The sequence below is a fragment of the Komagataeibacter kakiaceti JCM 25156 genome, assembly GCF_000613305.1.
Genome location: NZ_BAIO01000058.1, coordinates 1 through 9,755, shown reverse-complemented (window position 1 = coordinate 9,755; position 9,755 = coordinate 1). Strand labels below are relative to the sequence as shown.

The 9,755-nt window shown below is 61.1% G+C and carries 10 protein-coding genes and 1 pseudogene; 3 read left to right on the top strand and 8 right to left on the bottom strand.

Annotation, left to right across the window (positions count from 1 at the left end; genetic code table 11):
• A partial coding sequence (locus JCM25156_RS05785) for an FGGY-family carbohydrate kinase (protein ID WP_025812439.1) occupies positions 1–703 on the top strand: 703 nt, incomplete at its 5' end.
• A 41-nt stretch (positions 704–744) separates the two neighbouring features.
• Here the strand turns inward: JCM25156_RS05785 and JCM25156_RS21900 are convergent.
• The 7 genes and pseudogenes from JCM25156_RS21900 to JCM25156_RS27080 all read right to left on the bottom strand — a co-directional run bounded on the left by JCM25156_RS21900 (position 745) and on the right by JCM25156_RS27080 (position 7,439).
• A pseudogene (locus tag JCM25156_RS21900) lies at positions 745–1,934 on the bottom strand (MFS transporter).
• A gap of 150 nt (positions 1,935–2,084) precedes the next feature.
• Positions 2,085–3,008, bottom strand: a complete 924-nt coding sequence (locus tag JCM25156_RS05775; protein ID WP_025812438.1) for a DMT family transporter — start codon at positions 3,006–3,008, stop codon at positions 2,085–2,087.
• A 170-nt stretch (positions 3,009–3,178) separates the two neighbouring features.
• Entirely contained in the window at positions 3,179–3,946 is a 768-nt protein-coding gene (locus JCM25156_RS05770) for a LamB/YcsF family protein (RefSeq protein ID WP_025812437.1), read from the bottom strand.
• On the bottom strand, positions 3,943–4,953 hold the full coding sequence (locus JCM25156_RS05765) for a 5-oxoprolinase subunit C family protein (RefSeq protein WP_025812436.1): 1,011 nt from the start codon (positions 4,951–4,953) through the stop codon (positions 3,943–3,945). Before JCM25156_RS05765 ends, JCM25156_RS05770 begins: the two co-directional genes overlap by 4 nt.
• On the bottom strand, positions 4,950–5,630 hold the full coding sequence (gene pxpB, locus JCM25156_RS05760; RefSeq protein WP_034958522.1) for a 5-oxoprolinase subunit PxpB: 681 nt from the start codon (positions 5,628–5,630) through the stop codon (positions 4,950–4,952). The genes JCM25156_RS05765 and pxpB overlap by 4 nt, the downstream gene beginning before the upstream one ends.
• Before the next feature lie 412 nt (positions 5,631–6,042).
• Positions 6,043–6,171: a hypothetical protein gene (locus tag JCM25156_RS32010; protein WP_277909381.1), complete on the bottom strand. Its 129-nt coding sequence runs from the start codon at positions 6,169–6,171 to the stop codon at positions 6,043–6,045.
• A gap of 32 nt (positions 6,172–6,203) precedes the next feature.
• Positions 6,204–7,439: a tetratricopeptide repeat protein gene (locus JCM25156_RS27080; protein ID WP_084296458.1), complete on the bottom strand. Its 1,236-nt coding sequence runs from the start codon at positions 7,437–7,439 to the stop codon at positions 6,204–6,206.
• A gap of 82 nt (positions 7,440–7,521) precedes the next feature.
• On the opposite strand from JCM25156_RS27080, the gene JCM25156_RS29360 reads away from it, so the two are divergent.
• Positions 7,522–7,692 (top strand): hypothetical protein, encoded by a 171-nt coding sequence (locus JCM25156_RS29360; protein WP_159104970.1) that lies wholly within the window; start codon positions 7,522–7,524, stop codon positions 7,690–7,692.
• 141 nt (positions 7,693–7,833) lie between these two features.
• On the opposite strand, the gene JCM25156_RS05745 is transcribed toward JCM25156_RS29360, so the two are convergent.
• A complete protein-coding gene (locus JCM25156_RS05745; RefSeq protein WP_148299336.1) occupies positions 7,834–8,616 on the bottom strand; it encodes a hypothetical protein in 783 nt (260 codons plus the stop codon).
• A 221-nt stretch (positions 8,617–8,837) separates the two neighbouring features.
• On the opposite strand from JCM25156_RS05745, the gene JCM25156_RS05740 reads away from it, so the two are divergent.
• A complete protein-coding gene (locus JCM25156_RS05740; protein ID WP_025812432.1) occupies positions 8,838–9,593 on the top strand; it encodes an SDR family oxidoreductase in 756 nt (251 codons plus the stop codon).
• Positions 9,594–9,755: the final 162 nt, after the last annotated feature.

Below are 9,755 nucleotides of genomic sequence, written 5' to 3'. Positions count from 1 at the left end.
TCTCTCGCTCGGCACGTCTGGGGTTGTCTGGGTCACGACGGATCGCTTCCGCCCCCATCCGGATGGGGGCGTGCATGCGTTCTGCCATACCGTGCCGCAGACATGGCACCAGATGGGGGTAACACTTTCGGCCGCGTCCTCCCTTGCCTGGTGGGCGCAAATAGCGGGTCTGTCCGTCGCTGATCTTCTGGCCGAGCTGCCGCCAGCGGTGGCGCGGCCATCGCCCGTGGTTTTCCTGCCTTATCTGTCCGGGGATCGCACGCCGCATAACGATGCTGACATACGCGGGGTATTCGCGGGGCTGTCGCACGATACAACCCGTGCGGACATGACGCAGGCGGTGCTGGAAGGGGTGGCGTGCTCGTTCCGTGATGTCGTGGATGTGCTGGCGCAGGCCGGTTCCGTCATGACACAGGCCGATGTCATCGGGGGTGGCTCACGTAGCGCCCTGTGGGTTTCCATCCTGTCCACGGTTACGGGCCTGTCGCTGCACAGGCTGGCGCATGGCGAGGTGGATGGCGCATTTGGCGCGGCCCGTCTGGCGCGGATTGCCGTGACCGGGGAAAGTGTCGCGGCGGTCTGTCTGCCGCCGCAACGCAGGGAAACCGTGACACCCGATCCGGCGCTGGGCGATGCCTATCATGCCCGGCAGGCCCGTTATCGCGGCCTGTACCCGGCGATGCGCAGCTTGGAAACTGTTTGAAAACAAATTGGATCTGACTGAAAACAGCTTCACCAAAGACCTTATCTGTAATCCTGTCCTGTCCGTCCGTCCATCCGGATCGGGGTGCGCACCATGGCGAGCGACAGCAGGGCTGCGACAATCAGGGCCAGCGCACACATATACCATGCCATGTCGAAGCTGCCGGTCCATGACACGATATATCCGGTCAGGATGGGGGAGAGCAGCCCCAGCGAATTGCTGCAGGTAAGTGTGACGCCCGTTACGGCCCCCATCTTCCGCCCGTCTTCCACCATGTCGGTCAGCAGCGCGGTATTGGCGCCGTTGGCCGCGATCAGGCACGCCAGCGCGCCGGACAGCACAAGCAGGATGGGCGTCATGGTATGGAAATGCGGCAGCAGCCCGATTATCGCGGCCCCGGCCAGGCAGATGGCGACGACAAAACGCCGGTAGGCGGATGGATGCCATTGCGGAAGACAACATGCTCCAGTATGCGCCCGATAATGACCGCGCCAATGGCCGCCACCAGATAGCACAGCGCCGTGCTGTTGCCGGTGCCGGTAATGTCGATGTGCAGTTCATGGATAAGGTACAGCGGCATCCATGACATGACTAGGAAGTTCAGGTAATTCTGCGTACACTGCACCGCCAGTATTCCGATGAAGGAGGACGAGCGGAACAGGTTGCGTATTTCCCCGATCGAGATGGGTTTGCGCCGGGGCGCGTCGGCTTTTTCCTCCGGATTGCGGTAAACCAGCCACCAGACCAGCGCCCACGCAATACCAACACAGCCCAGCGCCATGAATTCGAAGCGCCAGCCAAAGAAGGTGATGAGATAGGCCCCCGCGATCGTGCCACCGGCCAGGCCAAGCTGCATGCCGGTCAGCAGCAGGGTCATGACCGATCCGCGCTCCCTCGGCAGCGCCCAGTTGCGCACGACGGTCGCCCCCACGCCAAAGGTCGGGGCTTCCCCCACGCCCAGTAGCATGCGGGTAAGCAGGAACTGCGTAATGTTCTGCGCCATGCCGCCCAGCAGCATGGCGAACGACCATACCCCCACGGCAAGGCTGCCGATGGCGCGCGCCCCCACCATGTCGAGCACGATGGTGGAGGGCAGGTTGAGCAGGAAATAGGACCAAAGGAAACTGGACGAGACCCAGCCCATCTGCACCGGCGTCAGGGAAAATTCCTTGCCCATCGAGGGCAGGGCGATGGACAGCGCGGCACGGTCGCCATAGCTGATGGCGTACATCAGGAATACGAGAAAGAAGAACACGTAGCGGGCGGGAATTGCGCGCCTGCTTCGCGCATCGGTGGCGATTTCACCTGTTGTCACGCTGTGGGACTCCTGATGTGCCTTGAATTGACCATGGGGAAGGGGCTGCCACGTTCAGGCGCCAGGTCATGGCGGGGTGCCCGTGGCCGCATCCATTGTTCCTTCGGCCACGACCTTGCGTTTCGCGGGGCGGTCGTGGCGCAGCATCCACACGCCCGAGCCGATGATCAGCAACCCGCCCAGCACCATGGCGAGGCCGGGCATTTCCCCAAAGCCGAACCACCCGATGAGCGCGGCCCACACCAGCCCCGAATAGGCGAAGGGACCAATGGCGGAGACCTGCGCCGAGGCGAAGGCTTCGGTCTGCAAGACCTGCGCGATTCCGGCGAAGGCCCCCACGGCGACAAGGCACGCGGCCTCGGTCATGCCGGGCGTGGTCCAGATGAAGGGCAGGGGCAGCGCGGTCATGACCGTCATGAGGATGGCCTGCCACAGGGCGATGGTGGTGCTGGATTCCGTGGCGGAAAGCTGGCGGATCTGCATGGTGGTCAGGGCGCCCACGGCCCCCTGCGCCAGTGCCATGAAATAGGCCCAGCTTGGCACGGCGCCGCCCGCGCCATGCAGCAGCCCCTTGCCCAGTGCGACCACGATCACGCCGGAAAAACCGATCGAGACCGCGATCCAGCGCTGGAGCGATGGCCGTTCATGCAGCAGCGGGATGGACAGCAGGACCAGGAACAGCGGCTGCGTGTAGGACAGGACCTGCTGTTCCGCCAGCGGCAGGCGCGTGACGGTTATCACCACCATGATCATGCTGACCAGCCCGACAACCGAGCGCAGCACATGGCCGCCGAAGTGATGTGTTTTCAGTACAATGCCCGTGCGCGAGGCGATCAGCAGCACGAAGGGCAGGGAAAACAGGTTACGGAAGAAAATGATCTCAAGCGCGGGAAGGCTCGATCCTGTCAGTTTCTGCAGGGCATTGAGGGCGGCGGTAAAAAATGTCGCCGATGCCAGAAGGAGTGCCCCGCGTTTCAGGTCATGCTTCATTTTGTCCGTACCTCAATGCACGACATGGACGGGGACGCGCTTCATGAAGGATCAGTTCCGGCCGGTACCCCCTGCGTGTTTCACGTTGCGTTATCGTAACGCAGGGGGGCTGTTCCAGGTTATAGGAGTTCGTTGCCGTGCAATAAGAAATTCTTATGGCTGGGGGCCTGTCAGTCCCCAAGTTGGCAGGCCGGGGTCAGCACCGCGCCGGTGGCCTCGATTTCCGCGCGGATGGCGCGGGCGAGTTCCAGCGAGCCGGGGGTGTCGCTATGCACCAGAATGGACTGGGCCTTGACCGGCAGGCGCGTGCCGTCGATGGTCGTGACCGACCCATCGTGCAGGAACTGGTTCACGCGCGCCCGCACGGCCGCCAGGTCATGAATGACCGCCCCCGGCTGCCCGCGTGGAACCAGCGTGCCCTGCGTGGTATAGGCCCGGTCGGCCAGGAACAGGGTCCGCGCCCGCAGCCCGGCTTTTTCAGCCGCGCGCTCCGTTGCCTGTCCGGGCATGCAGAACACGCTCAGCTCCCGGTCCAGCGCGGCGATGGCGCGCGTCAGGCGCAGGGCAAGGCCCTCATCCGCATTGGCCATGTTCCCAAACGCGGCATGGTAGCTGACATGCGTCACCCGGTGGCCGTGGCGCGCGGCAATGCCCTGTAGCGCGCCGATCTGGTAGCACAGCATGGATTCCATATCGGCATCGGATATGGCCATGGCGCGCCGCCCGAAACCGGTCAGGTCCGGCAGGCCGGGATGCGCCCCGATGCCAACACCCTTTTCCTTCGCCAGCCGCACGGTGCGGTCCATTATGGCGTAGTCGCCCGCATGGAAACCGCAGGCGATGTTGGCCGAGGACACGACCTCCATCAACCCGTCATCATCGGCAACGCGCCAGCGGCCGAAGCCTTCGCCCATGTCGGAATTGAGGTCGATCTTCATGCCTTGTCTCCAGACTTTACGCCAGTGCGGCGGCGGGCGGATGCGCGGTAATGGGCAACCATCGTACGCAGGCCGTCAAGATAGGTATCGACAGGCCGCATGGCCGCGACACCCTGTTCGAAGCTGCATTCATGCAACTGGATGCGCGTGCCGATCCGCGCCTGCGCCAGCCGCCACAGGTCGGCCTCGATCACGGTGGCGATGCGGGGATAGCCGCCCACGGTATTGGCGTCGGCCAGTTGCACGATGGGTTCCCCCGCGGGCGGAACCTGCACGATACCGGCTATGACCCCGTAGGAACGCAGTTCCACCGGGTGGCGAAGCTCAAGCGGTTCGCCCGCCAGCCTGTAGCCCACGCGATTGCTCTGCGGCGTGATGCGCCAGTGGGTATTCCACAGCCGTTCCTGTGCCTCCGGTGTAAAAAGCCCGTAATCGGTCGCGGTCATGGCGCGCAGGTGGATGAGCCTGCCGTCTTCCTGCCCGGCTACGGCATCGAGAACCTTGGTGGGGGGAAGCGCGCCGTACCCCGAGACATCAAGTGGGGCGCCGGTGATTTCCAGTGTATCCCCCGCCTCCAGCGGGCGTCCGTCCAGCCCGCCAAAGCCGCCACGCAACTGAGTGCTGCGTGAGCCCAGCACGACCGGCACGTCGATCCCGCCCGCAACGCAGATATAGCCGCGCGCGCCCTTTGCGGGCGGCCCCACGCGGAGAACCTGCCCAGCCGCCGCCGTTGTGACCATCCATGGCAGGATGGCCCGGCCATCCAGCTCGATCACGGCGTCGATGCCGGTCACGACAAAGCTGGTCGCCGCGTCAAGGCGCAGGGCGAAGGGATAGGTCTGGAGTTCGATGCCGGCATCATCGTCCCGGTTGCCCAGCAGGATATTGCCCACCCGCAGGGCGAGGGGGTCCATCACCCCCGATGTGCCCACGCCGAGGTTACGGTAACCGGGGCGGCCCAGATCCTGCACCGTGTTCAGGGCTGATGTTTCAAGGATCGTAATCACAGCTCTATGCTTTCCGGATAAAAGCGGATGCGATCGCCAACGGCAAACAGGGCGGGCGGCTGCCGGTCGGGATCGAATAGGCGCAACTCCGTGTAACCGATGGAATTCCATCCATTAGGCCCGGTCAGCGCGGAAATGCCGGCCTGCATGCCGCCGATGATGACGGTCCCGGCCTGCATGTTCAGTGACGGCACGGTCTTGCGGGGCGTTGCGATGCGCGGGTCAAGCCCGTGCAGGTACCCAAAGCCCGGCGCGCTGCCTATGGCGCAGACCGTGTACTCGCTGCCATGGTGGATGGAAATGACCTCCTGCGGCGGCAGGCCCGCATGGGCGCTGACCGCTGCCAGGTCTTCGCCCAGCGCGCCGCCATAGCGCACGCCGATTTCAAACAAGCGGCCCTCGATATGCCGTTCGGGCAGGGTGTCCCACGCATGGCGCAGCCATTCGGCCACGGCTTCGGGGCTTGCGGGCGGAGCGGAAAAAACCAGCATGAGGTTGGTCACGCCGGGAATAAGCTCCTGTACGCCGGGCCGGGAGCGCGCCGCGTCCATCAGCGCCCAGATGCGGCGCTGGTGGGCCATGGTGAAATCACCCGGCGCCTCGAACAGCATGGCGCGGGTGCCGATCATGCTTATTGCGGGAGCCGCCCCCGTATCGCGCTCCACATCGTTCTTCATATCCGTGTTCAAAATACACAGTCCCTGGAACAGTGCTGGTTCATGCCCTGAAAATGGCTGGTCCCGGCATTGATCCAGAACCGTAACGATACAAGTCTCGCGGCACTATGTGCCTGCCCTGTAAAATATGAGCGTTCACGTAACGATAGCCAGCACAATTCTGGGTGTGAGGCTATCGGATAATCTTATGGATCAAGGTGCTAGTTGTTTGGTCCCGGGATTTGACCGGGACAGATACGCCATGGCGGCGTCGCGACCACGCACGCCGCCTGAGACTGCCCGCAGGTCTGGGGGGAACAGGGCGGCAGGGTGTCTGAAAACCCTTTTGCAGGCAGGTATGAGCGGCCTGTTGCGGCAGGCCACTCCGAATTCGGCGTTATGTCCGGGCCGTGAGATGTGTTCGCCAGCCCGGTCAGTGGGCATTCTGGCGGGCTCGTGTTTTCAGGAACAGAGTCCACCAGTACTGGCTCTGGGCCTTGTCAATCGGTGCCGTGCCGTCCGGGACGTTGGTGCCGCTATAAACCAGGCTAAGGTCTCGCATTGCCTCGATGTTGTTGCCGTCTGCCGCTTTCTTCAGCAGTTCAATACCCTTGGCCGGATTGGCTTCTTCCCTGGCATGCCGATCCGCATTACATAGTCCCAGCCAGCCTTCTGCATGCCGACGACATTGCCGACATCGGTGGCTCTCAGATACATCCGGAGGCTTTTGGCGGAAGGGTTTTCGATATACAAAGGGTTGGCTGCGTACCAGTCCCCGGCCGCCACCATGGCATCGGAACTTCCGGTATTGGCGGCCTGTATATAAAGTTCTTCCGCTATTTCTTTGCCTTTTGGTCCACCTACGATGAACAGGTTGTCGTTATTATAAAAATTCGCCAACTCGATTAATGCCGCTGCATTTCCGGTTCTGGCGGCCTGCAGGAAATATCTGCTTGCGAGGGAATCGTCTTTCGCCGTTCCACCGATCCCGTGGTAGTAGAACCAGCCCAGCCGACCCATTGCATCCGCATCACCGGCGGCGGCAGCTTTTGTGTACCACTCCTTCGCTGCGGCGTAGTCCTGCATCACGTTCATGCCCTGCTCATAGGACCGGCCGATTTCGTACATGGTTCTGGCATCGGTCTGTGGCACACCTTCCATGCCTGGCACCGGGGGCGGCGGTGCTGGTTGCGATGGCGCCGGAGCAGGGACTGCCGGAAGTGCATCCCCTGCCGCTTTCGGCTTCTGGTGATCGGGTTCGTTCAGATAGGGATCGTCATGTGTGAACGGGGCGGGCAGGTTATCGAGGTGCTGTGAGAGAATGCAGTCCCGTTTCATCGCCTTCATGGCGAAATAGGCCTTTGTCAGGTCCACCTTCCATGTCTGGCTCACGGGGGCCGAGATCGTCAGGGTGAGCACCCTTGCATCGGACAGGGAGCGGACCAGACCGGGAAGATCCTTCGCGTCCACAACATGACTGACAGTGCCCGCATTGGCTGAGACAACGGAAGCATAGTGCAGGGATGGGGTATCATCGAATTTCATGTCAACAGTAACGTTGGCGTGATCGAGGGCGGAAGTCTTGTAGGCGGCATTGATAAGCAGGATCGCGACCTTGTTGTCATCGGAAGCCTGCACGGCAAAGCCAGCGCCCTGAGCAACCTTTGCTACGACGGTACATGAGCGAACGCCGTTGTCCGAACCGCCATAAACCATCCAGGGATCGATATATTCCTCGGCAATGCGGGATATTCCTGCTCGTGCGTCGCTTGCGCTTATTGTCGCGCATGTAAGTGCGGCCAATAGCACGAAAGAAAAAGGCAGTTTCATCAAGTCACCTGGTCAGGTCTGTGCCTCCGGGCTGGCCGGAAGGATGGAGGAAGCCGTGGTATGATAACCATGACGCGTCCTGATGACGAGGCTGCTTGGCAAACCGGATATTATTATCGGTCAGGACGGCATGGACCCGAAAGGGTACGACACGCAGACTATGGCGATGTGGCACGGAGTATGCCTGATGCGGTTGGATATGCTGATGAAAGGTACCTGTCATCGCTTCGCCTGTCCTGTGCAGGACCAGTAAGCGCGGTTTTCTGGACCAGCCCTCTGGTTCTTTCGCCACGGCGTACCATATTGCCATGACGTATCCATTACATGGAGATGTTACTTAAAAATTGTGGAATGTACTATCATGGCGAGGCGTATCATCTATCAATATTCAAATTCAGTTTTTTCCGATAATCCGTTTGTAAGAAAACGCGATCATGGAAATGCCCGAGTTCGATCTGCTGGCTATGTCCATCGCCTGCGCCAGGGCCGAAGTATTGATTCCTTCATGGCTGTATGCGTATTTCAGGTCGAGATAGGCGTCATAGTCCTGCGACAATACAAAATTGACCTCGTTATAATCAACAACTCCCCTTTTGGTCCATTTTGCGGTCTGGGAGTCAAACAGGGGTTTCCCCCAGGAGAAACCACCAATCTTCTGCGCTGTTTCTACAAGTCTGGCGTAACCTTCCCTTTCCTCATTGACGCAGTAATTCTCCATTTCCTGGTCAAGAACCCCTCTCTTTGTCCACTGTTCCGCACATGACTGGTTCGTGGCGGCTGCATCATACGGGTACATTTCAATACGATCAGGACCCGGCAATTCATCAAGGAAAGCTTTGGCGGAACTGTCGGTATTTTGGGGCTGCGCCGACGCCATGACTGACTGCTGCAACCCGGTAGCAGCGGTTTCTATGGTGTGCTGATGTAAACTGGAAATAACTACCGCGATTATAAATATAATGCCTGTTATGGATCCAACCGAATAGAAGATGAATTGAAGAATTTTCACGATGAAGGATCTCACGGCAACAATGTGCGATGGGATACCAGATAATCCGGCCGCTCTGAACAGATTTTTGTGGGGTCCGGTGTAGGGATCTGCCTGAATATGCCGCGCGCGCTCCAGCGGATGAACCGGATATGGAATCTCTTGTGTGGCCCCAGCCTCGGGGCGCACCCTATTCACTGCAATCCTTCATAGAGAACTGAAATACATATGGATCACATCGTAAGGTGGTCTGGTCCAGCGGGGTTATCGTATTATGTTATGGCGTGAGAACGAAGTGCTCTTGGCGCGCGCTGGACGCGGTCGTTAGCATGAAGTGATTATCTGGACATCCGGCATCCAGCAGGGGCCGGGTGGCGTTGTTTCTCTAGTTCAGGATCGGGTTTTTCACCATGGGCAACCAGCCGTATCGTACCGCTCTCGTCACAGGCGCATCTTCTGGCATCGGGGCGGCGATTGTCCGCAAGCTGGCGGCGGAAGGGATTGAAGTGCACGCCATGGCGCGTGACGCGGCGCGGCTGGAGAAGCTGGCGCAGGAGACCGGCTGCGTGGCGCATGCCGTCAGCGTGTCCGACCAGGCCGGGATCGAGGCGCTGGTCAGGGATCTCGAGATCGACGTGCTGGTCAACAATGCCGGGCAGTCGCGCACGGGCAACATCACCAACACCACGCCGGAGGATATTGACGCGCTGGTGGATGTGAACCTGCGCGCGGTGCTGCAGCTTACGCGGCTGGTGGTGGCGGGCATGATCGCGCGCGACCGGGGGCATATCGTCAACATCACCTCCATTGCCGGGCATTATGCCTTTGCCGGTGGCAACACCACCTATCATGCCACCAAGGCGGGCGTGCATTCGCTGTCGCAGCAGCTGCGCTGTGACCTGTTCGGCCACCACATCCGCGTGACGGAAGTCTCGCCCGCGCGGTGCGAAACCGAGGTGTTCGGCCGCCTGATCGGCAACATGGAAGAAGCGAAGAAGCGTTTCTTTGACGAATATGAATCCCTGCTGCCCGAGGACATCGCCAATTCCGTGGCCTTCGCCGTCATGGCGCCGCAGCGCATGAATGTCAGCTTCATGGAAGTGCTGCCGACCATGCAGGTGGTGGGTGGCCTGAACTTCGCCAAGAAGACAGCCGGCGCGGCGTGAGAGCGGTGGATCTTTCGCATGTCAGGCGGCTGATCGACCTGCTGGCCCACGCCCCGGTAACGGAGCTTGAGGTGGAGGAGGGCGGCTGCCGCATCCGCATCACGCGCGGCGGAGCGCCGTCGGCATCCCCGGCCATGGCCCTGGTGCCGGTAGCCGGATGTG

Excerpts from the sequence above, each read along its gene's own strand:
- JCM25156_RS05740 (WP_025812432.1), top strand. The coding sequence starts at position 8,838 with ATGGGCAACCAGCCGTATCGTACCGCTCTCGTCACAGGCGCATCTTCT.
- JCM25156_RS29360 (WP_159104970.1), top strand. The coding sequence starts at position 7,522 with ATGACGAGGCTGCTTGGCAAACCGGATATTATTATCGGTCAGGACGGC.
- JCM25156_RS05770 (WP_025812437.1), bottom strand. The coding sequence starts at position 3,946 with ATGAAGATCGACCTCAATTCCGACATGGGCGAAGGCTTCGGCCGCTGG.
- JCM25156_RS32010 (WP_277909381.1), bottom strand. The coding sequence starts at position 6,171 with ATGCGAGACCTTAGCCTGGTTTATAGCGGCACCAACGTCCCGGACGGC.
- pxpB (WP_034958522.1), bottom strand. The coding sequence starts at position 5,630 with ATGAAGAACGATGTGGAGCGCGATACGGGGGCGGCTCCCGCAATAAGC.
- JCM25156_RS05775 (WP_025812438.1), bottom strand. The coding sequence starts at position 3,008 with ATGAAGCATGACCTGAAACGCGGGGCACTCCTTCTGGCATCGGCGACA.
- JCM25156_RS27080 (WP_084296458.1), bottom strand. The coding sequence starts at position 7,439 with ATGAAACTGCCTTTTTCTTTCGTGCTATTGGCCGCACTTACATGCGCG.